This window comes from Paenibacillus sp. LC231 (assembly GCF_001860525.1).
Lineage (GTDB): Bacteria > Bacillota > Bacilli > Paenibacillales > Paenibacillaceae > Paenibacillus_AQ.
Genome location: NZ_JFOM01000002.1, coordinates 92629 through 117107 on the forward strand (window position 1 = coordinate 92629; position 24479 = coordinate 117107).

The 24479-nt window shown below is 49.5% G+C and carries 27 protein-coding genes and 1 pseudogene; 16 read left to right on the forward strand and 12 right to left on the reverse strand.

Translation table 11 applies throughout. The features are described 5' to 3' along the window. Positions 1–13 precede the first annotated feature (13 nt). On the reverse strand, positions 14–157 hold the full coding sequence (locus tag AK95_RS34405; protein ID WP_009595787.1) for a hypothetical protein: 144 nt from the start codon (positions 155–157) through the stop codon (positions 14–16). A 251-nt stretch (positions 158–408) separates the two neighbouring features. Between AK95_RS34405 and AK95_RS00425 the strand changes: the two genes are divergently transcribed. Next, on the forward strand, positions 409–1173 hold the full coding sequence (locus AK95_RS00425) for an exodeoxyribonuclease III (RefSeq protein ID WP_071217929.1): 765 nt from the start codon (positions 409–411) through the stop codon (positions 1171–1173). Between the two features lie 97 nt (positions 1174–1270). On the opposite strand, the gene AK95_RS00430 is transcribed toward AK95_RS00425, so the two are convergent. Continuing rightward, entirely contained in the window at positions 1271–2170 is a 900-nt protein-coding gene (locus AK95_RS00430; RefSeq protein WP_071217930.1) for a LysR family transcriptional regulator, read from the reverse strand. A gap of 144 nt (positions 2171–2314) precedes the next feature. Here AK95_RS00430 and AK95_RS00435 point away from each other — a divergent pair, with 144 nt between their 5' ends. Both AK95_RS00435 and fabV read left to right on the forward strand, forming a co-directional pair. Next, positions 2315–3064, forward strand: a complete 750-nt coding sequence (locus AK95_RS00435) for an SDR family NAD(P)-dependent oxidoreductase (protein ID WP_071217931.1) — start codon at positions 2315–2317, stop codon at positions 3062–3064. A gap of 225 nt (positions 3065–3289) precedes the next feature. Continuing rightward, entirely contained in the window at positions 3290–4480 is a 1191-nt protein-coding gene (gene fabV, locus AK95_RS00440; protein WP_071217932.1) for an enoyl-ACP reductase FabV, read from the forward strand. Positions 4481–4598: 118 nt separating this feature from the next. On the opposite strand, the gene AK95_RS00445 is transcribed toward fabV, so the two are convergent. Next, positions 4599–5291, reverse strand: coding sequence for a GyrI-like domain-containing protein (locus AK95_RS00445; protein WP_071217933.1), 693 nt, complete (start codon positions 5289–5291; stop codon positions 4599–4601). 94 nt (positions 5292–5385) lie between these two features. On the opposite strand from AK95_RS00445, the gene AK95_RS00450 reads away from it, so the two are divergent. Continuing rightward, positions 5386–5877, forward strand: coding sequence for a GyrI-like domain-containing protein (locus tag AK95_RS00450; RefSeq protein ID WP_071217934.1), 492 nt, complete (start codon positions 5386–5388; stop codon positions 5875–5877). 135 nt (positions 5878–6012) lie between these two features. On the opposite strand, the gene AK95_RS00455 is transcribed toward AK95_RS00450, so the two are convergent. Continuing rightward, on the reverse strand, positions 6013–6867 hold the full coding sequence (locus AK95_RS00455; RefSeq protein ID WP_071217935.1) for an AraC family transcriptional regulator: 855 nt from the start codon (positions 6865–6867) through the stop codon (positions 6013–6015). Positions 6868–7019: 152 nt separating this feature from the next. Continuing rightward, the gene (locus AK95_RS00460) at positions 7020–8117 is read right to left on the reverse strand and encodes a DUF3626 domain-containing protein (protein WP_071217936.1); all 1098 of its coding nucleotides are present in this window, start codon (positions 8115–8117) and stop codon (positions 7020–7022) included. A 226-nt stretch (positions 8118–8343) separates the two neighbouring features. Between AK95_RS00460 and AK95_RS00465 the strand changes: the two genes are divergently transcribed. Together AK95_RS00465 and AK95_RS00470 are read left to right on the forward strand one after the other, a co-directional pair. Next, positions 8344–9105 carry an SDR family NAD(P)-dependent oxidoreductase gene (locus tag AK95_RS00465; protein ID WP_071217937.1) on the forward strand — a complete coding sequence of 254 codons (762 nt, stop codon included), beginning with the start codon at positions 8344–8346 and terminating at the stop codon, positions 9103–9105. Positions 9106–9156: 51 nt separating this feature from the next. Then, positions 9157–9606, forward strand: a complete 450-nt coding sequence (locus AK95_RS00470; RefSeq protein ID WP_071217938.1) for a YdeI/OmpD-associated family protein — start codon at positions 9157–9159, stop codon at positions 9604–9606. A gap of 181 nt (positions 9607–9787) precedes the next feature. On the opposite strand, the gene AK95_RS00475 is transcribed toward AK95_RS00470, so the two are convergent. Then, entirely contained in the window at positions 9788–10519 is a 732-nt protein-coding gene (locus AK95_RS00475; protein ID WP_071217939.1) for an MORN repeat-containing protein, read from the reverse strand. A 173-nt stretch (positions 10520–10692) separates the two neighbouring features. Here AK95_RS00475 and AK95_RS00480 point away from each other — a divergent pair, with 173 nt between their 5' ends. Both AK95_RS00480 and AK95_RS00485 read left to right on the forward strand, forming a co-directional pair. After that, entirely contained in the window at positions 10693–11754 is a 1062-nt protein-coding gene (locus tag AK95_RS00480) for a suppressor of fused domain protein (RefSeq protein WP_071218141.1), read from the forward strand. A gap of 150 nt (positions 11755–11904) precedes the next feature. Further along, positions 11905–12888 carry a diaminopimelate dehydrogenase gene (locus tag AK95_RS00485; RefSeq protein ID WP_071217940.1) on the forward strand — a complete coding sequence of 328 codons (984 nt, stop codon included), beginning with the start codon at positions 11905–11907 and terminating at the stop codon, positions 12886–12888. Between the two features lie 49 nt (positions 12889–12937). Here the strand turns inward: AK95_RS00485 and gdhA are convergent, their stop codons facing one another. Further along, the gene (gene gdhA / locus AK95_RS00490) at positions 12938–14317 is read right to left on the reverse strand and encodes an NADP-specific glutamate dehydrogenase (protein ID WP_071217941.1); all 1380 of its coding nucleotides are present in this window, start codon (positions 14315–14317) and stop codon (positions 12938–12940) included. A 517-nt stretch (positions 14318–14834) separates the two neighbouring features. Beyond that, the gene (locus AK95_RS00495; protein ID WP_071217942.1) at positions 14835–15671 is read right to left on the reverse strand and encodes a YitT family protein; all 837 of its coding nucleotides are present in this window, start codon (positions 15669–15671) and stop codon (positions 14835–14837) included. A gap of 319 nt (positions 15672–15990) precedes the next feature. On the opposite strand from AK95_RS00495, the gene AK95_RS00500 reads away from it, so the two are divergent. Both AK95_RS00500 and AK95_RS00505 read left to right on the forward strand, forming a co-directional pair. Next, complete coding sequence (locus tag AK95_RS00500; RefSeq protein WP_071217943.1) at positions 15991–16755, forward strand: SDR family oxidoreductase; 765 nt, start codon at positions 15991–15993, stop codon at positions 16753–16755. 134 nt (positions 16756–16889) lie between these two features. Continuing rightward, entirely contained in the window at positions 16890–17426 is a 537-nt protein-coding gene (locus AK95_RS00505) for an SMI1/KNR4 family protein (protein WP_071217944.1), read from the forward strand. A 171-nt stretch (positions 17427–17597) separates the two neighbouring features. Here the strand turns inward: AK95_RS00505 and AK95_RS00510 are convergent, their stop codons facing one another. Continuing rightward, a complete protein-coding gene (locus tag AK95_RS00510; protein WP_071217945.1) occupies positions 17598–17936 on the reverse strand; it encodes a VOC family protein in 339 nt (112 codons plus the stop codon). Positions 17937–18199: 263 nt separating this feature from the next. On the opposite strand from AK95_RS00510, the gene AK95_RS00515 reads away from it, so the two are divergent. The 5 genes from AK95_RS00515 (at position 18200) to AK95_RS33275 (ending at position 23294) form a co-directional block, all read left to right on the forward strand. After that, a complete protein-coding gene (locus tag AK95_RS00515) occupies positions 18200–19816 on the forward strand; it encodes a helix-turn-helix domain-containing protein (protein ID WP_235612955.1) in 1617 nt (538 codons plus the stop codon). A gap of 95 nt (positions 19817–19911) precedes the next feature. Next, positions 19912–20916, forward strand: a complete 1005-nt coding sequence (locus AK95_RS00520) for an ABC transporter substrate-binding protein (protein ID WP_071217946.1) — start codon at positions 19912–19914, stop codon at positions 20914–20916. A gap of 302 nt (positions 20917–21218) precedes the next feature. Further along, positions 21219–22400: a multidrug effflux MFS transporter gene (locus tag AK95_RS00525; protein WP_071217947.1), complete on the forward strand. Its 1182-nt coding sequence runs from the start codon at positions 21219–21221 to the stop codon at positions 22398–22400. 333 nt (positions 22401–22733) lie between these two features. After that, positions 22734–22892 (forward strand): hypothetical protein, encoded by a 159-nt coding sequence (locus AK95_RS33975; protein WP_162487498.1) that lies wholly within the window; start codon positions 22734–22736, stop codon positions 22890–22892. Positions 22893–22991: 99 nt separating this feature from the next. Then, positions 22992–23294 (forward strand): S-layer homology domain-containing protein, encoded by a 303-nt coding sequence (locus AK95_RS33275; protein WP_235612956.1) that lies wholly within the window; start codon positions 22992–22994, stop codon positions 23292–23294. Between the two features lies 1 nt (position 23295). Here AK95_RS33275 and AK95_RS34680 read toward each other — a convergent pair whose 3' ends face one another. Continuing rightward, entirely contained in the window at positions 23296–23436 is a 141-nt protein-coding gene (locus AK95_RS34680; RefSeq protein WP_235612957.1) for a hypothetical protein, read from the reverse strand. Between the two features lie 88 nt (positions 23437–23524). On the opposite strand from AK95_RS34680, the gene AK95_RS34685 reads away from it, so the two are divergent. Further along, positions 23525–23770 (forward strand): hypothetical protein, encoded by a 246-nt coding sequence (locus tag AK95_RS34685; RefSeq protein WP_235612958.1) that lies wholly within the window; start codon positions 23525–23527, stop codon positions 23768–23770. A gap of 48 nt (positions 23771–23818) precedes the next feature. Here AK95_RS34685 and AK95_RS34690 read toward each other — a convergent pair. Then, a pseudogene (locus AK95_RS34690) lies at positions 23819–23966 on the reverse strand (sulfurtransferase); the annotation flags it as partial. A gap of 77 nt (positions 23967–24043) precedes the next feature. Then, entirely contained in the window at positions 24044–24397 is a 354-nt protein-coding gene (locus tag AK95_RS00535) for a DoxX family protein (protein ID WP_071217948.1), read from the reverse strand. Positions 24398–24479: the final 82 nt, after the last annotated feature.

The following is a 24479-nucleotide window of genomic DNA, read 5'->3' on the forward strand; positions in this document are numbered from 1 at the left end:
CGTATCAAATCCGTTATTCCTGATCCCGACAGTGCTCCTCGGCCGCCGAAGTAAACTCTTCCTCATTCTCGGAAGCAAGTTTATCACCGTATTGGTCCAATCGTTCAGGGCTGCTGGAAGGACCGTCGTTCTTAGGTTTGCTGTTTCTGCCTGTCATGCTGTGTTCCCTCCTTATGTGGGGTTCTCATCGATTGCGAACGTACGAATGATCGTACTTTGCGAACGTTTATGTTGTTCCTGATTTGGCTCGGGATTATGCACGCAGGGTCTCATCTTCCGTTTATGAAGTTATGATGAAAGCGCTCGTAGCTGCTTGTTCGTTTCAGCCGTGAATGATACCATAATAGAATTTAGAAGATTCATAGATTCAACACGCTTAAACGATATGGATACCACGGAGGTTGCGATATGAAGCTAGTGTCATGGAACGTCAATGGATTGCGGGCCTGCGTAACGAAGGGATTTATGGATTATTTTCAGCAGGTGGATGCCGATATATTTTGCGTGCAGGAAACGAAACTGCAAGCGGGGCAGATCGAGCTCGATTTAGGGCCGGAATATCAACAATATTGGAACTATGCGGAGAAGAAGGGGTACTCGGGAACGGCGGTATTTACGAAAATTGCCCCATTGTCCGTTCGCTATGGTCTGGAGGAAGACAGCGAGCCCGAGGGCAGAGTGATCACGCTGGAGTTTGAGGACTTCTATCTCGTAAACGTGTATACGCCGAATGCGAAGCGCGACCTGAGCAGACTGGATTATCGGCTGGAGTGGGAGGAGCGGTTCCGTGCTTACTTGCTTCAGCTTGACGAATGTAAACCCGTGATCGTATGCGGCGACTTGAATGTGGCGCATCAGGAAATCGATTTGAAAAATGCCAAGTCTAATCATGGCAATTCCGGCTTCACCCTGGAGGAGCGCGGCAAAATGACCGATCTGCTGGCAGCGGGCTTCATCGATTCCTTCCGCCACTTCTACCCGGACCGTACGGACGTATACAGCTGGTGGTCTTATATGGCCAAGGTAAGGGAGCGGAATATCGGCTGGCGCATCGATTATTTTCTGGCGTCTGCCCGTTTAACCGAGAAGCTGAAGGATGCCGAGATCGACTGCCATGTGATGGGAAGCGATCATTGCCCGGTGAGTTTGACGCTCAGCGAGTCATTGCGTTAAAATTCAGATTTTTAAAAAAAGCCAACCGAAGAGCAGGGGACTGGATAACAGCCTTGCCTACGCCGGTTGGCTTTTATATTGAAAGCAAAGGCTCCGTTCACCCAATCTGATGCTTCAGCTTGTCCAGAAAGATCGAGGCCGGCTTCGACAGATGGTGTGTTCCGGGCTGTACCCATCCGAATGAAGAAGCAGTGTGGCCGGGGGGCATCTCCAGCTCCAGCGTTACGATGTTTCCCGAAGGTACGGGTGTGAAGCTGGAGAAGGACAAATCGACCCCCACCGTGACCGCTACATTTTCTTCGACGACCTTCTGTATGACCCTTGTCTGGTTGGTTGAGAAGAGCAGATCCATTTCCCCGTACTGCTCCTCGAATACATCCATCAGCTTGAACAGACTGTCATCCTTGTAGAGAACCAAGGGATATTTACGCAGTTCTTCGGGCGTGATCGATTGCCGCATGGCAAGTGGAGATTGACGGCTGACCCCCACCACGAATTTGCTCTCCAGCAGCTTGCCGAAGTGAAGTCCGCGGTGTTGATGAATGGTGGAATCATCCACAAAAATCAAACCGATATCCGCATGATTTTGTTTGATATCCTCAATAATATCAAGTGTCGCTTTTTCCGTAATTTCGAGTTTGATCTGGGGGAAGTCCTTTTTGAACTGGATAATGGCATCGATGGACAGCGTTAAGGGGACCGGAACCGTAGCAATCCGCAAAGATCCGCTCAGCAGGTTGGAATATCCTTCGGCTTCTGATTTCAGCTCCTGGAATTGTTCCAAAATGGCATAGGCTTTCTGGAGGATTCGCTGGCCCTCTGCTGTGGGTACGGCACCAAGCCGCGATCGGGTGAACAAGGAGAAGCCGAACTCGGCTTCCAGGCTGGACACTGCTTGGCTGACGGCGGAAAGGGTAACGTTGCAATTCTGGGCTGCTTTGGTTAACGATCCTGTCTTGGCTGTCTCCACGATATATTCCAGTTGTTCAAGATTCATATGACCCCATCCTTAATCTGTAATTAAGTAATATTAATTAGGTTTAAATTTACTTAAATATAACGCAGCGTTACAATGAACACAAGGACATGGACACACAATGTTCAAACAATAACGCTATTATACCCTAGGAGGTCATTGATAATGTCAGAACAACGTGTAGCGGTAATTACCGGCGGAGCGAGCGGAATCGGTCGTCAGGTCTCCCTTAAATTTGCAAGAAAAGGCGATCGTGTCGTCGTTGCCGATTATAATGAGGCAGCTGGTCAAGAGACGGTCGATTTGATCAAAAAAGAAGGCGGCGAAGCCACTTTCGTTCAAGTCGATGTTTCCAAACAAGAAAGCGTCGAGGCGCTTGTGGATAGAGCGGTTGAGCTTTACGGCCGCATCGATGTCATGCACAACAATGCAGGTATTGGCGGGGCTGGACCGGTCCTCGAGCAGAATATGGATCTCTATCATCGCACCATTAACGTGAATCAGCACGGGGTGGCTTACGGTATTATCGCAGCAGGCAGAAAGATGAAAGAGCTTGGCATTAAAGGCGTGATCATCAATACAGCATCCGTATTCGGATTCCTGGCTTCACCGGGAACGTTTGCTTATCACGCTACAAAAGGCGCCGTCATCATGATGAGCAAATCCGCTGCGCTTGAACTGGCACCATATGGCATTCGCGTCGTTGCCGTTGCTCCTGGAGCAGTGGATACACCGATTATCCAAGGTTATAAGGATTCCGGGATGCTGGATTCCATGAGAGCCAAAGTCATGGGCGGTGAATTAACACAGCCTGAGGTTGTTGCGGATACCGTGTATCTCGTGTCACTGGATGAAGCCGCTGCGATTACAGGCAGCGTGGTCATGGCTGACCAAGGTTACGCTTCATTTAAATAATGTAACGGTCACATAATGGATTGCTAATTATCAATATACGCTAATAAAAACCTCTCTTTTGAATGGATGCTGGCTGCAGCCAGCATGATTCGAAGGAGAGGTTTTCTTGGTTTTCCTGTCAAAAGATTTCCTCTCTCCACAAAAAACAGGTAAAATAGAAAGGAAATTTAAAAGACCATACATATGGTGTCAGACGATGAATACTAAGAAGAGAGGTATATAAATATGATCATTAAACCTAGAACACGCGGATTTATTTGCACAACATCCCATCCTGTAGGCTGCGAAGCCCAGGTGCAGGAGCAGATTGATTATGTGTTACAACAGCCTGGCATTGAGGGCCCGCGTAATGTGCTGGTTATCGGCGCTTCCACCGGGTACGGCTTGTCGGCCAGAATTGCTGCCGCATTCGGCTCCCGGGCAAATACTGTAGGCGTGTATCGTCCCAGCCAGGCAACCGAGAAGCGGACCGCTTCGGCAGGCTGGTATAATTCGGTCGCATTCGAGAAGGCAGCGGAGGCTGCAGGCTTAAAATCGTTCAGCGTGACAGGAGATGCTTTCACGCAAGAGACCAAAGCCAAGACGGTTGAGCTTATCCGCAAGGAGCTCGGAAAGGTTGATCTCGTGGTGTACAGTGTTGCTTCGGCCCGCCGTACGCTGCCTGACACGGGTGAGACGGTCAGCTCCGTATTGAAGCCGATCGGACCGGCCTATACCAACAAGACGGTAAACTTCCATACGGGTGAAGTGACGGAGGTAACGATTGAGCCGGCCACGGAAGAGGAAGTGAAGAACACCGTAGAGGTGATGGGCGGCGACGATTGGGAATTATGGATGAATGAGCTGGCGGAAGGCGGCGTGTTGGCTCCTGATGTGACCACGATTGCGTTCTCCTACATCGGCTCCGAGATTACCAAAGCCATCTACCGGGATGGATCCATTGGACAAGCCAAGGATCATCTGGAGGCAACCGCGCTGAAATTGAACGAGAAGCTTGCTGCCGGAGGCGGGCGAGCTTATGTAACGGTCAGCAAAGCGTTAGTGACCCAATCCAGCTCGGCGATCCCCGTCGTTCCGCTGTACGTATCGGCGCTGTACAAAGTGATGAAGGAGAAGGGGCTTCACGAAGGCTGCATCGAGCAGATCTATCGTCTATTCTCCGACCGCCTCTATAAAGGGCAAGAAACGCCGGTGGATGAGAAGGGTCGCATCCGTATCGACGATTGGGAGCTTCGCGAGGATGTACAGGCCGAGGTAGCCGAATTGTGGAGCAAGGTAACAAGCGAAAATATTGAAGAATTGACTGACCTTGCCGGTTACCGCCGCGAGTTCTTCCAACTGTTCGGCTTTGAAACCGATGGCGTGGATTACGATGCGGATGTTAATCCAGTCGTCGATAATCCGAAAGCCATTTAATAAGTACAAGCGAGAGTCCAGGATCATATCCAGGACTCTCTTTTTTATATCATCAAGGCCGAATTCTTTATTCTCATATTGTTCCGTGACAAATGTGTTTGGGAAGCCTCTGATTCATTCAGGTTATAGGTATGTAGATTTGGGCCTTAGAGGCATGTACCGAGGTTCTCAGCTCCAAGCTGTAGAGCGACGGGTTTGGCGTAAGGGCACGTTGTTTCAACTGCTGGATAACATAGGCATAGGACTGGTCGGTATCCTCCCGGTCGGAATGCCCCTCATGGATGTACATGGCATATTCCTGTGTCGGCAGGGTTAAACCCACCATCCGCTCCGGCGTATCACGAATCGTCGTTACCTCCATTCCGGCTACATAGTGATAGATCTGCTGTCGATTCAAAACAGCGGCAATATACAAGGGCTTCGACGTTTTCTTGCGGATATATGGAATTTCCTCCATACGGTCCTGGAGTTCCTGCCAGAGCTTTGGCTTGAGGGCTTGGGACATATAATAGGCCGTAAATGGAAGCTTCATCTCCAGGCCGACGATCAGCGTTTGCGGTTTGATGATCCGCTGAATAGATTCATTCGTCTGTGCGGAACGTTCTCGCTTTTGCCGCGATGTCAGAATGGAGTAGCCGCCGTTTTTCCCCTCATTGGCGTATAAAGGGACACCTAAACGAGACAGCTCATGAAGATAGCGGAGCATCGTACGGTACGATACCGAGAATTCTTCGGCTAATTCGCCAACAGTGAAGTTTTGCCGTTCATACACCCGCTGCATGACCTTAAGGATGCGTTCGGTTTTGGGCATGTTTTCGCTCCTGTGATTTTTTTATACTGTGACAGTTTCTGGCATAGTTCAAGTATATAATGAAACCAAATACAGGATAAAGGAGCATTTACTGATGACAATCGATCAACGAAACGAAGCAGCGGTTACGACTAAGGAAGCTTTTCAGGCGATAGGATTGAAGTGGGAAGGCACATTTGCCGAGGCGGGTGCAGGCGGGATACGTGCAGTGCATCGGTTGATGCAAGAACGGCTCGCGGAGATACCCCATGCCTTGCATACCGACACGCTGCTGGGGCTATCTTATCACGCTCTTCCCGGTGGTGACGGATTTATTCACTACGCGGTCGTGGAAGTGGAACGGATCGACGAAGTGCCGGAGGGGATGGTTACGATATCCGTTCCCGCATTAACCTATGCCACTTGTACTCATCGGAAAGAGCAGCGCATCGATCAATCCTATAACAATATCTATGCCTGGATCAAAGAACAAGGTTACTCGGAATATAACCCGGACCATTTAACGCATTTCGAAAAATATCCGATGAGCCAGGATCCCTATGCGGATGACCCCGAATTTATCATCATGATTCCTGTTCAAATATGAGAACAGGAAAGTCCTCGAAGGATTGGGGACGCTGGGCTTGTTTCATATAGGCGGGGAAAAATGATGGAGTGCTCACCGCACGATATAGATCTTCGTAGCGGTGAGCAAAAAATACGTCGTTACTGCGGAGTTGTATTAAGCCTTTCTAATCACGGGAATCCATAACTCGTTCTTATACTCGTCCGGAGGAAGATAGCATTCGATGGCGGGAAGCGGCGCGAGATCATAAGTTTGGGATGGTATCCACTCCGTATAAAGACGTTTCCACATCTCTGCAATGCCGCTTGGATCTCCTTCCAGCTCGAATACGGCCCAAGTGGCGGCAGGGAAATGTCGCTGTACCATCGGTTCCTGAGGCGTATCCGTGGATACGACGGACATGATGTAGTCAAAATCCTCATTCTTCCCGTAGTCACCTTCTGCACAAACACCCAGTATTCCGCGGATCGGATGGTCCTGCACACGATAGTTCCATAGTTTCTCGAAAATGCCCTTCTCCTGGGCCTCCATCCAGAGGCGGGGAACGTCTTCATAAGCACGCTGCGTGCTTACCTTCTCCTTGAAACCGACAACGGAAAACTCCTTCATTTCTTCGATTCTGTAATTCATTTCGGCAGCCCCTCGCATTGAGAATTGAAAGGAGATGCGGGGATAGGCCTTCAGTTTGGTGCCGGTCTGGCGTGCAGCCGTCGGCGTTGTGCCATGCATGTTCTGGAACGCACGCGCGAACGCCTCCGGGGAATCATAACCATATTTAAGCGCCAGATCAATTACTTTGATATCGCTGTTTTGAAGTTCGTAAGCGGCCAGTGTCAGCCGGCGTCTCCGTATGTATTCGGACAGCGACACATCCGTAATGAACGGAAACATGCGTTGAAAATGATAAACGGAGCAGCATGCGATCTGAGCAGCTTCAGCGTAATCGATCTCCTCGGTTATGTGCTCCTCTATATAGCCTATGGCCTCATTCATCCGCTTTACCCAATCCATCCGGTCATCATCCTTTCTAAGATCAATATATAAGAAGCTGCGTTTGTTAGGCCTAGCCGTTGCTGAACGGATTCCGCTAGCCCGGTTATCTAAATCAAACCATCATTCCAATGCAGCTACTAGGCAAAAAATACAGCTTAGCGGTTTGGCGTCTACGGATGCGAATGTCCATACTTTACGAGCACATGCCACAGCTGTTTGAGATGCTGGAAGGTTTCATCATATGTTCCCCAATCGCTCCATTCGCTTGAATCATGGTGCAGTTGGGCAGCCGCTTTGCCGATAATGGCTGCATCCAGCATGCCCAGCGAGCCTCCAAACCGTTGATCGATCCGCTTGGCGAGCGGCGGCATGGCGGGTCCCCGAAAATCATCCGGAACATCCCGTACAGCAAGGCAGAAGCCGGGATGCCAGGACAAGGTGAGGTTATACCGTTCACATAAAGCATGAAGCAAATGTCCAATTGGGGTGTTCCTATAGGAAGGATCGGCTACCAGGGCCTCCACATCGCTGGACAAGTCGATGACGCCATGGATCTGCGCTTCAATATAATCATCCAAGGAACGACCGACAGGCACGGAAGAACCGATATACGATGAAGGCAGATGAAGAAGCCGTTCCAGCATGGATGGAATGTCCACATTCGGGGAACCCAGGGCCGAGCCAGTGGACTCAACTTGATGCAAGAGTGCAGCGAGAATGGAATCCCACCGACGGAGCGTGCCTACATACTCGGGACCTGCATGACTGTCTCCGAACGTGAAGGTACAGCGGTTCAATACGTTAGGGGACAGCACCAACAAACAGGAGCCAAAGCGGGGAGACGCACCATCGGCATAATTCATAAGATTAAGTCCTCCGTATTTCGGCCGCTGGTCGTTACGCACACCGGGCTGCTGGTAGGCTCCGCCAAACAGGAGCCGTTCCCATTGGTCGCGGTCACCGCCCGGATAAGCGGTCTTGCTTCCATTGGTCACGCTCGTGGTGAACTGGTTATGATATATGCCTTCTGCCAAGAGGGATTCGATGACAGCGTGTCCGGCGGGCAGTATCCGATCCGGATGGAAATTCAACGTGACGCGGGCAGATTTTTCGATATGGGTTAACAGTGAGCCGACCGTTACGGAATCTTTTCCATGCTTCCGCAAGATGTGCTCCGTCATTTTCAAGGCGGCCCTTCGCTGGCCCGCCGCTGTTGATTCGACATGAAGAATCGCTTGTTGCTGCGCTTCAGATAACTGTTCGTTCATACTTGGATTTCCTCCATACTCTCCATACTAAACAACGATCGCATTGATCCTCATCATTTCTAGTCCACGGGCTGTGATTCCTCTATTGCTGCTGCAAATGAACGTATTCTTAGTACTTAACGGGATGAATTTATAGAGAAGGGGGACGGGCAAAGATTGCTGCTGACCAGCCATCATGCTTTAATGAAACTAACATGAATGGATATAAGAGATGGAGGTATTATATATGCAGCCTAATTTCAGCATACAGGATAAGATCGCAATTGTGACGGGGGCCAGCAAAGGCATCGGTTATGGACTAGCTCAAGCGTTGGCAGCGGCAGGGGCCAAGGTTGCCGTCATGGCACGAAGCACGGACCTGCTCCATCCATTGGTTGAGGAAATCTCTCAGGCAGGAGGTCAGGCCAAGGCCTATGAGCTGGACGTCCGGAATGTGGAGCAGATCCGATCTGTATTTGGTCAGGTAGCCAAGGATTTCGGCCGGCTCGATATCGTGGTCAATAACGCGGGTCTGGGAGAGGGGGTGCTGGCGGAAGACATCACGGAGGATTATTGGGATGAGATGATGGACGTGAATTTGAAGGGCGTATTTTTCTGCTGTCAGGCCGCTGGCCGTATCATGCTTGAGCAGGGGGTCGGAAAAATCATTAACGTCAGCTCCCAGGTGAGTGTCGTTGGGATTACGGAAGGGGCAGCCTATTGCGCCTCTAAAGGCGGCGTAAATCAGCTGACGAAGGTGCTGGCGCTGGAGTGGTCCAGCCGTGGCGTGAACATTAATGCCGTCGGCCCTACGTTCATCCATACGCCGGGAACAGCCGAGCGTTTGGACTCCCCTGATTTTCGTGACGGCGTCCTGGCACGGATCCCGGCAGGGCGGATCGGCACCATAGGCGATGTGGCCGGAGCCGTTATTTATCTCGCCTCCCCGGCAGCTGATCTCGTTACTGGCACTCTGCTGCTTGTGGATGGCGGCTGGACGGCACAATAAAGCTGCGTTGGTGTAGATGTAACCCATGATTTTTAACTGGAGGATACAGAAATGGAATTTCGAACGAAAATAGTGCTAGGCAGTAAGACGGCAACAGGGTTTCAGGTACCGGATGAAGTGGTGGAAGGCCTCGGTTCCGGCAAAAAACCCCAAGTTACGGTCACCATCGGCAAGCATACCTATCGCAGTACCATCGCCCCTATGGGAGGCGTATTCATGCTGCCGCTTAGCGCAGAGAACCGGCAAGCAGCGGGAGTTGCGGCGGGTGACGAAGTGACCGTTCAGATTGAGCTTGATACCGAGCCGCGCGAGATCACGGTACCCGATGATTTTTCCGCGACTCTGGATCAAAACTCGGTGGCACGACAATACTTCGATGGTTTGTCCTACAGTAATAAACGCCGCTTGGTGCTGTCGATCGAGGGGGCCAAGACGATGGAAACCCGGCAGCGGCGAATCGATAAGACCATCACGATGCTGAACGAGGGACGCTCACAGTAGAGATATTGCCGAATTAATGGGGGATATCATTCTGGTCGAGAAGCCGGATCATTATACGTTGCAGTATGCCCTCAAGGGTCCTGCGTCATAGATATTCATGATTAATATCCTTTGTTAATAGAAGAACCCGGTCTTGCTATTGGCAAGTTACCGGGTTCTTTGACGGTTGTATGGGGCTGGGTTATTTTAACGGAACCTGCTTGGACAATGCTTCAAATTGTTCCAGGTGAGGATTCACTTTGCTTTGAATGCTCTTGAAATAACGAATCGCGGCGTCATTTTGACGCTGTTCAGCCGCCGAGTTGGCAGGGAAGATCGAAGACTTTTTGTTGATGTTGCCGTTTTTGTAATGAACGCTGAACATCTTTCCGGCGGCCCAGGCTTGCTTCATGTTTTGATTGAAACCCATGATTTCGAGCGATTCCTTGCCTTTCTTGTAGGTAAAGCTGTAGTCGGGATCCGCGACGGCATGAATGACATCGTATCCGCTTTGGAAGACGCCTGCCTGGAATGTCCCTTTCTGGATCTGATTCCATCGAACGGACCCGTCAGGCAATGTCACCTTATGCGTCAGGATGCCTTCGCCATCCATTTTGTCGTTGTTCCAGCGGCCGGTGTATACCACCTTATGCGATTCACCGTCTTCTTGGTATTCGTTAATGTACTTACCGTTTCCGGTGCGCTTCCCGTTAATGAATTCGCCGGAATATTGTTTGCCATTTCCCCACTTGATCGTTCCGCGACCATTGGGCTGGCCGTTGGCTGATTCACCGTAATAGGATGTCCGTTCGGAGATCTGTATCCATTCCTTGCCGGAGGCCGCATCGACGGAAACCGGCAGCGAGGCTAATGAAGAGGCCATAAGCGAAGCTGAAAGTGTTAAGGTTACGGATAATGCCGTTATTTTTTTCATGAACATGTAGGCTCCTTTGTTGAGATGGTTCTATTATATACTTCGCTGGTTATTTCTTCATTCCTCTATACGTCCTATATAATGAAGCGGAAGAGGATGGTGACTTGAATGATTGGGCCTACTCGGATATGGTTATATTTTTGGATGCACAGGATAACGGGAGGGAACAGGATATGACACATGAAGAAAACGCCGCAGGCTGGGACGCAATTGACGAGCAGCTGTTGAAGCTGTACGGGGAGCAGGAGCCGAAACATTACGGAGCCCTAATTCCTTATGCTCTTGGAGGACCCGATCCGCTGAATGGAATCAGCGCTTATACGTCGAATGCCCCTTTTCCCCATTGGCATATGGTCACTTATGGCTTTAGCGAGCTTTATGACAAGGAGTCGGACAATCCGGAGGAGAGCGGTTACGGATTCGAATTGACGTTCAGGCTGGCTAAGCGGGAGGACGAGGAAGAGCCGCCGGCGTGGGCGCTAAATCTGCTTCAGAACATGGGGAGATACGTGTTTAACAGCGGGAATGTTTTTCGCTCGGGGGATTATTTGGATGCCAATGGGCCGATCTGCCTGGGAGCCGATACGCAATTGACCGCACTCGCCTTCACCCTGGATCCCGAGCTGCCGGGGATGGATACGCCGAATGGTCGGGTAGAATTCCTGCAGATGGTTGGCATCACACGTGAAGAGCTCGAGGCGATGCAGACATGGAATACGCTTGGCGTATTACAAGCTTGTGCGGAGTATATGCCGCAGTACATAACGGATCTGGATCGGGATTCGCTGCTGAAGGTGCCTTCGATTTTGGAAGCCGTTGATCGGGGGAGAAAACAAGAGGGCTCGAACACCGGATTTCTCTACGTGAGCCAGCTGGCTTTTGAACCGGGGAAGAAGGGCTGGTTAAGTAAAACCCCGGCTACCTTACAAATAGGCGCCAAGCAGGCCGAAATTATCGGGAAGCTGCTGCAGGGCCGAATTCTGAAAGATAACAAACTGAGCCTTGTAGGCTCGGATGTTCGGGTCGTATTTGAGCCGGGGGAAGAGAGCCGCTGGACTGCAGAGGATGGAGATGTTACCCTTGTTTTGGACGATCGGACCGCGGGTGAATTTTCAAGCCGATTGCTGCCGCAGGTCAGCACCTTCGAGCTTTCTGGCTTGCAAGGAATTCGGATTGAAGTCCTGAAGACGGAAATCAAGGATCAAGAAGGAAATGTTGTACAAGTTATCGGATAGTACGGTGGAAAATAAGAATAACACAGATAGAAACAATTTCCTGTCCATATAAAATAGTTTACAATTTGAGTGATGTCTATATACTTATACTTTAAAGCGGTACATAAACATCTTGCTACAGGAAATGGTTCTGACAAAGGGAGGATTACATTGAAAACATCTATTAAAGTAGGGATCGTAGGTTATGGAAATTTGGGCAAAGGCGTACAGAAAGCCATCGGGCAAAATCCGGATCTGGAGCTGGTAGCCATCTTCACGCGCAGAGACCCGCAGCAAATGCCGGCCAATTCCGGTGCTCGCTTCGAGCATATATCAGCGGCAGAGCAATATATCGGCAAGATTGACGTTATGATTCTGTGCGGCGGTTCGGCTACGGATTTGCCTGAGCAAACACCGCAGCTTGCCAGCATGTTCAATACGGTAGACAGCTTTGACACACACGCGAAAATCCCTGAGTTTTTCGAGGAAGTCAACAAAGCGGCGATGGGCGGAGGCCATGTCAGCGTCATTTCGACAGGCTGGGATCCGGGCTTGTTCTCCATGAATCGTCTGCTTGCCGAAGCGATTTTGCCGGAAGGTAAGGATTATACCTTCTGGGGCAAAGGCGTGAGCCAGGGCCACTCGGATGCCATCCGTCGTGTTCCCGGGGTAAAGGCGGGCGTTCAATACACGGTTCCAGTAGAAGAGGTTATCAACCAAATCCGTTCTGGTGAAACACCGGAGCTTGCCACACGCGAGAAGCACCGGAGAGATTGCTTCGTCGTAGCGGAAGAAGGCGCGGACCAAGAGCAAATCCGTCAAACGATTGTGTCGATGCCTAACTATTTTTCCGATTACGATACAACCGTAACTTTCATTACGCAAGAAGAGCTTGAAGCTGAGCATGCAGGCATGCCTCATGGCGGATTTGTCATTCGCAGCGGCGTAACCGGAAGCGGTAATAAACAAATTGTTGAATTTGGCCTGAAGCTTGACAGCAATCCGGAATTTACGGCCAGTGTGCTGGTATCTTATGCAAGAGCTGCCCATCGTTTGAGCAGAGAGGGACAGCAAGGCGCCAAGACGGTGTTTGATATCCCGCTGGGATACTTATCTCCAAAATCGGCTGAAGAGCTCCGCAGCGAGCTTCTATAAGCTGCAAAAAGCCCTGCCGCATATGCGGCAGGGCTTTTTTTGTTCTTATTTATACGATACCTTGTGCGATCATGGCATCAGCTACTTTAATAAAACCTGCGATGTTGGCACCAGCCACAAGATTGCCGGCTACGCCATATTCTTCTGCAGCATCTACGGCACTGCTGTAGATGTTTTTCATGATCTGATGGAGCTTTGCATCCACCTCTTCAAAGGTCCATGACATTCTCATGCTGTTCTGGCTCATCTCCAGCGCGGATACGGCAACCCCGCCTGCATTGGCGGCTTTAGCCGGTCCGAACAGCACGCCGCTGCTGATGAACTGCTCAATCGCTTCCAGCGTGGAAGGCATATTGGCTCCCTCACCGATGGCTTTTACGCCGTTCATGATGAGTGTCTTCGCTGCTTCTTCATCCAGCTCGTTCTGCGTGGCGCATGGAAGCGCGATGTCGCATGGAATGTTCCAGATGCCCGTGCAGCCTTCGGTATACTCGGCATGCGGGTGAATCTTGACGTATTCGCTGATCCGCAGGCGATCCCGTTCCTTGAGCAGTTTGACGGTCTCGAGGTTAATTCCGTCCGGATCATACAGGTATCCGTTGGAATCACTGCAGGCGATGACGTGCGCACCGAGCTGCTGTGCTTTTTCAATCGCATAGATGGAGACGTTGCCCGAGCCGGACACCACGACGCGGCTGTCTTTGAAGCTAAGGCCCTGCGAAGCCAGCATCTCCTGTACGAAGTAGACGCAGCCGTAACCGGTTGCTTCCGTACGTGCCAGGCTTCCGCCATAGATGACGCCTTTGCCTGTCAGCACGCCGGCCTCATGTCCACCGCGGATACGCTTGTATTGGCCGAACATATAACCGATCTCGCGAGCGCCGACACCGATATCGCCGGCAGGCACATCGGAATCAGGTCCGATATGGCGGTAGAGCTCGGTCATGAAGCTCTGGGTAAAACGCATGACTTCCTGATCGGATTTGCCTTTTGGATCGAAATCCGAACCGCCCTTGCCGCCGCCGATGGGCTGGCCTGTGAGCGCATTTTTGAAGATTTGTTCAAAGCCAAGGAATTTGACGATGCCGGCATAAACCGAAGGATGGAACCGGATGCCGCCTTTGTACGGACCCAGCGCGCTGTTAAACTGGACGCGGAACCCGCGGTTTACTTGGGTTTTGCCTTGATCATCCACCCATGGTATACGGAAGGTGATCATTCGTTCAGGCTCGACAAGGCGTTCCAGAATACCGTGTTCCCGATATTTCGGATGCTGGGCTAAAACAGGGACGAGGGAATCGACAAATTCCCGGACGGCTTGATGAAATTCTTTCTCGTGCGGATCCCGGGCCACCACTTGGTTATAGATGGATTCCACATAGTCTTTCGCGGCATTAAGGGGTGAAGAAACAGAAATATTCGTAGTCACTTTTGCGATGCACTCCTTCAAATCGTTAAAGTAGAATTGCGTGATAAATCGTCGGTTTTGCTGGAAAAGAAAGCCTGTCTCGGACAATTTGTACTAAAACATTAAAAGTTTGCACTCAGCATTTTTAAGTTAAAAAGAATTTTATAGAATCTTGCCTCGTATTACCAATAAAATGTTTTTTGCGAACTCATTAAATATTTCTATAAAGTTGTCATTTGGTGTAAGTTAATAAGCCATAACCCCATGTTTCGTGTAGCGAAAATGCAAAAAATGATCCGAATTTGTCATGGAAAAATACAAATAAAAGGAACTTTGCCTTCAATTTTTTCGGCATGTTTCACGTCTGACTATATGGAAAAATTGGAATGTAATTACAGCGATTAAAGGCATGAAAAAGCTTTTTGCAGCGATGTTTATTTTGGCAATAAGTGCCTTGACGGCATAATAAAAAAAGATCGAAACATGCCCAAACGGCTGTTTCGATCTTCTTCTTATTCATATAAGGATAAGTCCGGCTTTATTTCGAAATATCGATAAATCCTTCGCCAAACACGTCGCGTACGTCGTGAATCGTGACAAAGGCATTTTTATCCTCCGCACGGACGATTTTTTTGAGCATGGAAACTTCCTGTTTACTGATAACGATGTAGAGCACATCTTTGGTCTGACCGGTGTAATATCCATAACCCCGAAGTACGGTCACCCCGCGGTCCATAATCTCCGTAACCCGAATCGCGATGCGGTCATGATGAGTCGAGATGATGGTAACGGCCTTTTTGGGATTCAAGCCCTCGATAATGAACTCCATCGCCTTGGTGCCAATATAGAGGATGACCACGGTGAACATCACCTTCTCGATCCCGATTACAAAGACGGACAGTCCGGCCACGATCAGGTCAAAGAACAGCAGGGCATAACTGATATTCCAATCCCAATATTTATTAGCCAGACGGGCCAATATCACCGTACCTGCCGTTGTGCCGCCCACCCGGACGATGAGTCCAATTCCGACGCCGGCAAACAGCCCGGCGAAGATGGCATTGATCACCGGCTCATCCGAAGCGATGTGCCAGTTCTCCGTCAAGTGCAGGAACAGCGAGTGAAAGGCAACAACGATAATGGTATAGACAGTCGTTTTTTTATCCAGAAGCTTATAGCCGACAATCAGCAAAATTCCGTTAATCACTATGCCGACCAGCGCCGGGGACCATTTCAGCACATAAAACAGAATAATCGATATCCCGGTAACGCCGCCTTCGCCAAAATCGTTGGGAATGACGAATAAATTGACGGCCAGCGCAAAAATAAATGCCCCGATAAGCAGCATGATCATATCAAACGCTCTTTTTTTCATACGATATACCTCCATGACTTTCAACAAGCTCACAAAAAAAGCGACTAAAGGAAAAAATCATCCTTTAATCGCTTTATGCAAACACAGGTTGCGCAGCTCTTTTGATACTCTCATTATAATAATCATTACATGGAATGTAAATGATTTTAATTCACTGAGCGTAGGTGACGACGGAAATGCCTGCGTTGTAGCCCCCCCTTGCAGGCGGGGTGTTTTTTATGGGGTTTATCGAGAGGAAGGCGAGAATAGGAGCGCAACATTTCGAAATGGGGTCTGTGATAAAACTAAAAGTGAAAGAAGAAGAGGGGATGATGAGAACATGAATACATTGAATGGGAAAGTTGCTATGGTTACGGGCTCGAGCCGAGGCATCGGACGTGCCATCGCGATACGATTGGCGAAGGAAGGAGCGTTGGTAGCCGTTCACTATGGCAGGAACCATGAGGCGGCGGAAGAGGTCGTCAGCGAGATAACACGGGCTGGCGGAGAAGCTTTCTTGGTAGGGGCAGATCTCGCCTCCTCGGATGGAATAAGTGCCCTGTACGCGGCGCTGGATGAGACATTGAAAGCACGAACAGGCAATACGTATTTCGATATTCTGGTTAACAACGCAGGGATCGGCTTAGTGGAAACCATCGAGGAGACCACGGAGGAGAGCTTTGATGATGTGATGCGAATGAACGTGAAGTCGCCATTCTTCATGATTCAGCAGGCTCTGCCACGTCTTCGGGACGATGGGCGCATTATCAATTTATCTTCTGCAGTAACCCGAATCTCCTTGCCAAATATTCCGGCGTATACGATGACGAAGGGGGCCATTAATTCGCTGACCCTCTCTCTGTCGAGCCAGCTGGGTTCCCGCGGAATTACGATCAATGCGATACAGCCCGGATTCGTTGCTACCGACATGAATGCTGCCATGCTTCAGGACCCGGCCTCGTTCCAATTCGGAGCCGGTTATTCGATCTTCGGAAGATGGGGTGAGCCTGGGGATATCGCCGACATAGCTGCGTTTCTGGCATCTCCGGACAGCCGCTGGATCACCGGTCAATGCATCGATGCCAGTGGAGGTTCCCATCTGTGACCTCGGTCTTAGCCGCAAATCAATGAACATGGAAAGAGCCTCATTCCGGCGGCATGATCCCTTTTTCCAGTATTTCCTTTATAATGTTGAAGAAGTTCGAAGATAGGAAGTACCAGGATGGAGGAAGGCCAAGGATGTGGAATATCGATTTTGAGCAGGCGTACGACAAACGCGTGGGTGCTACCGAAGAACAAATGGCCCGTTTTGTTAAGGAGTGGAATGCGGAGCTGTCTGCGGCAGAAATAGAGGACATCAAGGGAAGACAAGTGAATCCTTTTCACAAAACGTCTCCCTTTTACGATCAATATACGCCGCTCGATCCTGCAGGTTGGAAGCTGCCTCAGCGAAGTTTTCCCGCTAGCTATTTGGACTTGTTGAAATACTCCAACGGTGGAGAGTTTCAACAGGGAAAACGTCTTTTTCAGTTCTTTAGCACGGATGATCTGAGGGAGATGAACCTGGCTTACGAGCTGCCGGAGTATATGCCGAACGCGGTGTCGTTTGCCATGGATGGAAGCGGAAATCATTATATGTTCGATATGAGGGAAGATTCGATAAACGGTGAATATCCGATTCTGTTCGCGCATTCCGGCAGCTTGGGGTATGAGGAGTGCGAACGGGTTGCGAATTCTTTGCCGGCGTTATCCACGGAGAAGTGGGAGCTGTATTGAAAAGGTTAGGAATGCAAGGAGGGAAATCCAGAAACCAATTGAGGAATGTGGATAAAGGATTACCCTTATTGGCAGGGTTAGCATATCTGAAACAGGGAGAAGGGCCCGCGTAATGTGCGGGCTCTTCTATTTTGCGCTCAGCAGTCGTTCACGTACCATGTAACTATGTCATTAGGCCAGTACTTCGACAGTAAAACCGCCCGGAGCTTTAACGTAGAAGGTCCATCCGTGCGCTCTTTGAGGCGCTGTGACATCAAAGCCGTCATCGCTTAGACGCTGATGGATCTCATTTACCTTTGCTTCGCTTTCCTGTATAAAGCCGATATGAAACGTCTTGGGATAGTTGACCTCGGTACCCCGCATTAAGGTCAGCACCATCCCCTGATCGTCAAACAGTGCTGCAAACGACTGGCCACGCTCGCCTCCAATTTTGAGTCCGAAATAGGTTTGCAAAAATTCCTTTGCCGCGGTTACATCGGTGACGGTGAGGTTAAGATGGTTCAGTATCATAGCGTACACACTTCCTTTCCGGAGAATAAGCGATTCTTGATTCAAGCGTAGCACATGAATGCAAGTGGAGGGCTTACGCAGTTTTAGGCCCGGAACGGGTGGCAAAACCCGTCACATAAGTTGAATGTTTCAGATAAGGCTTTGTTTTTATATGATCGAAAAAAAGCTTCCGAATACGGATTATCATCGCGGATGAGCGGAGCATCTGGTATAATAACATCACATTAATTGATAATGATTATCATAATCAAGGAGGGCGTTTCGTGTCACTACCTTCAACGACTAAACTTTCCCCTCATTTTTTTCACATACCGACTCGTTTGATGGGATTGGATGAAGAGATTCCGAGCGCCAGGGGAAATCATCAAGAGCAGTGCTATCGCATCGTGATCATCCAGGAGGGAGAGGGCCTACTGCATGCGGATGAGAGCTCCTATCCGGTTTTCAGAGGAAGCGTGTTTGGTTCTCGTAGCCTAACGGAACTCATGCTCGAATCCATAAGATTAACGCCTTTGAAGGGGCTTTATATGGAATATCGATGCTTCTGTATAGATGACAGCGCATCTTACGGAATTGAATGTAACGTTCCGATTCATGACATTCCGTCCGAGATTTTACGGCTGGCCGGAGAACTTGAGAGTATCTGGGGGGGCGCGGATCAAGGGGAACCTTTTCAGCTGCAGCATCTGTTCATTAAACTGCTGCAAGAGATCCATGCAGAGACGGTATGCCGATCATCTTCACAGCATCGACCTTGGGTGGAACAAGCCCAGCAGTATATGGAAGAGAATTACCATAAGGATCTGACAAGAGAGCAGATGGCCGCTATGGCGGGTGTCAGTCCGGAGCACTTCTCGCGTATGTTTCGCAAGCATGCCGGTCTTACCTTTAATGAATACTTGACCCTGTTTCGAATACGCAAAACACAAGAACGGCTGTTGACCGGATCGAAAGATTTAAATACGCTGGCGCAGGAAGTAGGGTATAAGGAGGGCTTGTATCTCAGCCGTAAATTCAAGGAGGCCGTAGGCGTATCTCCCACGGATTACAAACGCAAACCGAAGCGAATCGCCGCATTAAACCTTAACCATACGGCATCATTGTTGGCGCTTGGCGTTACTCCCGAGCTGGGTGTGTATACCCCTTGGCTTCAGCAGACCCCACACAGCAATCATCTGAGTGCAGAGCATCGTTTTGACCCGTATGCTCTCGCATTCGATCATTACTATAAGACGATAGCTTCATCCAATCCGGATCTGATCATCAGCTACGATTCGGCAATGGAGAACAAGGCACTGCTCGCTTTGGCGCCTGTCCTGAAGCTGCCGTTCAAGACGATGAGCTGGCGCGAGCAATTCCGCTTCATCGCCTCCGCAATAGATAAAGACGCGGCAGCGGAGGAATGGCTGGCGCGTTACGACGAACTGGTCGCTCACTCGAATGAGGTACTCAATGGAGTGCTTGGGAAGCGGGGAAGCGCCATCGTCTGGGAAATTTGCGTGGATACCGCCTACTGCTTCAGCGGCAGCTTCGGCAGAGGGAGCCAGATTCTGTACCACGATATCGGATTTCAACCACCTGCCCGGCTGGTGGATGAAGGCGTGCATCGTCGTGGGTTCGTGGAAGCGAATATTAGCGAGATCGCCTCTTATGCAGCTGATTATATATTTATTACGTCGCTACCTAACCATCCGTATGGCCAGAAGCGCGTCGATGCATTGTTCAGTTCCAAGGAGTGGCTGCATTTGGATGCGGTTCGGCACAATCGAGTCTATGTCCTGGATCAACCCGAATTGTTCTTCGGTTATGATCCTATCTCTACACAAGCACAGCTGCACGAAATGATAAACGCGCTGACAGAACATCATAAATATGCATGAACAGATATCATTTTAAGGCATAGTCATATGAAGGGACAGGCGGTAAAGTTTATTTGAGAATGATTATCGTTGTCGATAAATAAGGGGGATATGAAGTGTTTTCTTTTCGTAGTTTGAGCAGAAGGCGTGTAACTCTTGTTACCGCAGTGCTCTTCCTGGCATTTATGCTCAGTGCCTGTGGGGCGGGAGAGACAAGTAAGAGTAACACGGAGACCGTACCGACAGCAACAACGGATTCGTCACAAACGATGGAAACGAATTTAGTGGGAGAATCCAAAGTGAAAACTGTTTCCACCATCAATGGCGATATCGAAGTTCCGGTGAGTCCGCAGCGCATCGTCGCTGAAGAATATTTGGGCAGTCTGATTGCGCTCGATGTCATTCCGGTCGGAGCCCCAGGGTTAACCATTAAAAATTATTATTTTAAAGAATCTTTGGAAGGTATTGAGGATATCGGGGATTACGGAAAACCGTCGATCGAGAAAGTCATGGCTGTAAACCCGGATCTTATCATTACCGGCAATGGGGAAACAACCTATGAGCAGCTAAGCAAAATCGCTCCCACCATCGTTATTCCATATGGAGATTTAAAGAATGCCCATGAAGAGCTGACTTATTTCGGCGAGTTATTCGGTAAGGAAGAGGAAGCCAAAACCTGGCTGGAGGAGTATGATCGGCGTATTGCCGCAGCCAAAGCTAAAGTCGATGCAGCGATTCCGGCGGATGCGACCTTTAGTATTATGGAAGACGGCGAGAAGTCAACCTGGGTGTACGGCGATAATTTTGGTCGTGGCGGGCAACCTGTCTATCAGGCTTTGGGAAGAAAGCCGCCAAGCGGGGTAGCTGCGGAAATACTGGATAAGCAATGGGCTGAGTTAACGGCTGAAATGATAGGGAAATACGCGGGCGATTACATTATTATGACGTCCAATACACGAACGATCGAAGATTTCCAAGCGGATCCGATTTGGGGCAGTCTCCCTGCGGTCAAGCAGGGGAACATGTATGTATGGCCCGAGGAGCGTTCCTGGTATTACGATCCGCTTGCTGTTCTTGCCCAGACGGAAGAATTGGCGGAATGGCTCTCCAAGAAGAATTGATACACAACAAAGGTACTCTTCAGAGTCTTGTCATACAAGACGATGGTAGAGCGCCTTGTTTTTTTATGTGATCCTTTCTTGAACCTCCTGGCCCAAAGTAAAAAGTCCCCTGTGGGGGACAGTAAGAACGTATTTTGCTAAATAATCTGCTATACTACTCAGTAGACTTACCCCCTTATTCAGAAAAAAAGGTGAATTTTCATGCTTTCATTTACTAGACTAACCAAATGCAAACCCCCGATCCCGTAGTTTCTTTGCCAGCCAACTAGAGATTTTTTGAAATGATAAGGGGGATGTTAGCTGTGCAAAGAAAAATCTCAAATCCATCCATATGGCTATTGATTGTCCTTGTGGGTTTCCCGCAAATTAGTGAAACGATATATACACCATCATTACCGGATATTGCCCATCAATTGGGAGCAAGCAATAATGCAATCCAACTGACGCTCAGCATTTACTTTCTGGGCTTTGCCTTCGGCGTGTTTTGCTGGGGAAGGCTTTCGGATTCCATCGGACGTCGCCCTGCTATGCTGTGGGGCATCCTGGTTTATGGAATAGGCAGCTTGGGCTGCTATCTGTCCGGTTCGGCCGAATGGTTATTGGTGTGCCGATTCATTCAGGCCTTTGGTGCCAGCACCGGCTCGGTTGTCACCCAAACCATCTTACGTGAGAGCATCGATGGAGCGAAGCGTCATGCGGTGTTTGCCCAGATATCGGCTGCGCTTGCGTTTACGCCTGCTATTGGGCCGCTCATTGGCGGCTGGGTGGATCAATCTCTTGGCTTCCGAGCGGTGTTCTTGACGCTGGTTTTAATGAGTGCCGCCATTCTGGCGTATACCTGGGCTTCTCTGCCTGAAACCAGAGTAAAGGCTACCTTGAAGATTAATACTCTCTCCGTAGCCAAGCGTCTGGTCACTGACCGCAGAATATGGGGGTTCGGTTTTCTCATTGGAGCCACCAACGGCATATTGTTCAGTTACTATGCGGAGGCCCCGTTTATTTTTATTGATTTTTTTCAGATGAGTCCCGGCGGATTCGGTTTCTTCGGTATCTTTGTTGCGATGTCATCCATCCTGGGTGCGATGCTGTCGAAGAAACTGCTGACCAGGCTCCAGGCTGAGCGCATTATCGTGATTGGCACGATCATTACGATGCTGGGGGCCCTTTCCCATACCGTTCTTGCTGTTAGCGGAATTAACGCCACCCTAATGCATATGGTGTTGATGGTAGCGTGCATTTTTATTCTTCTGCTCGGTATCGGAATGGCGATTCCGAATTGCCTTAGTCTGGCGTTGAACCAATATGGAGATGTGCTCGGAACGGCAGGAGCGATCTTCGGATTGGGTTATTACATTGTCGTCAGCCTGATTACCAGCGGCATGAGCCTTCTTCACAATGGCTCGTTAATCACAATGCCCTTGTATTTTCTTGGGCTTGGGGTTGTCATGGTTTGCGTGAGCAAGAAGTTGCTGGATATACGCTAAGATAGTCCGGTATCTTGTTCAAGTTTCATATAGGATTGAAAAGAAGCTGTCCCCTTCCTAGCAGGAGGGGCAGCTTCTTCTTGTTCCACTGGATTAATAGAGCGGCGGTGGTACGCCTACCGATAAAAGATGCCCCGCAGGAGTGGAATATTTATCCATGGTTTGGTGCCATTTTTTATGGGCATAAATCCTGGTGCCTAATTGTCATATGACATTTTGAAGTGTCTTGGCATTGTGAGTGACGAAATGACACTTGTTGATATGACAAGCCATTTGCCATACTCGGTTCAGCCAGTTGTTATAAGGCAAATACATTTTGAGGAGAGACCCTGTATGAATAAAAAGATTCGCACCATCGCGGTTCTGTTATTATCCGCTATGGCAACGACCGCTATTATCCCACCTAGCAGCCGGACAGCTGCCGCAACAATTTCCACGACTAATGCACCAGGCTTTGAAAGTCATGAACGGGAAGTCTTCCCATATCTTTGATCCAAAAGGAACGATGACTCAAGGCGAATTCTCAGAAGTGCTGCTTCGCGCCCATGGGTGGCATAAACAGCCTTACATGATTGAACTCAATAAGAAGAGATGAAAGCCGGACTGCCTAATTATCAGCCTAATTCTCCGATCACTAGACAAATGGCGGCGGTGATGATCCAAAACCTGAAGCAGGTAGAGCCTGGAACAAAGGTTAAACTGAGTGGCACAACGGATGCCTGGGCAGTTGAAGCCATCAAAGCGCTTATTTCTCAAGGGATCATGGACCCGGATACCAAGGTTAAATCTGATGGCTCCATGAACTTCCGTTCAAAAGAACTTTTGAAACGTCAAGAGGCTAGTGCCTTGTTGGATCAAGCGTTTAATTACTATACTTTACCGATTAGTCATTAATTTACCTGACTCGACTATAAACATGCTGAGACTGTCCTCCGTCCGAAACCTGACGAATTTCGATGCCCTGGCGGCATTGGATCACTTGGCCTTCCTCCATTTGTCGCTGCCGAAAGTCGAGCGCCTGTGCGATTTCTCTCATATAAAATCTTCGGCAGCTCGAACTGGATTACATGAAATCCCTGTAGGTGATGGACAACCTGTGGACCGCGGACCGGTTGGAGGTTCTAATGCTGAAGGAGATTCCTACAAGGATCAAGGCAGAAGTATTCGATGGCTTAACAAGAATGGAGTGCCTGCGCCAGATAGACTTCCGGTTTATCGATACCGGCAAAGGCCGAATTGCAGCACTCCGCAAGCGAATGGCGGAAGTAGGCAAAGAGTATCTTCTCTATGAGAATATCCCTGAGAAGAAGCGGATACGCTCGATGGCTCTTGAGCATCTGTCGGAAATTTTGATTAAGGAATGCAGGTGATCAACAAAATAATGGAAAGCCCGCTATGGTAGCGGGCTTTTTGCGATTTCAATCTTTGTATTCCTCTCCGCTCGCCACCCGGTTCTCGTCAAATGAGATCCAATCGCTCCATCTTCCGAAATATAGCTTCACGTTGGTATATCCAGCTTCCTACAGTGCAATCACGTTTGGGCAGGCGAAAGACGCCGGAGCCACATTAGACCATGAGTGCCACGTTCTATGTCCAATCCAATGCAGCCAGGCCGCGAGCATCAGATCGGTCCTTCGGTTCCTTTATAGTCTTCCAATTGCCACGATCAACGCCAGAACAACAAAAAAGATATTCACGCCGATCTCCCGGTACTCTTTTCGCCAAATATGAAACATCATCCCGAGCAGTGCGACCGCAGCCAAAGCCATCGCGGCGATCGGCGTAAGCACCGGAGCTATGTTCAGCGCCCACGGCAAAACAAGGCCCAGCGCTCCGAGTAGTTCTGCGATTCCGATCAGAACAACTAGAGTTTTCGGTACATCCTTTACCCAGGACCATGTCTTTTTTGATGACTCGATACGAACGGTTTTCATCCATCCCGAATATACGAAGCCTGCCGCCAATATGAATTGTACGATCCATAACGTCACATTCATCTTTTCTTTTCCCCTCACTTGTTCGATTTCGATATCTGCCTCTATACTAAAGTGAGAAAGCCCAATCAGGAAGTAGGCACTT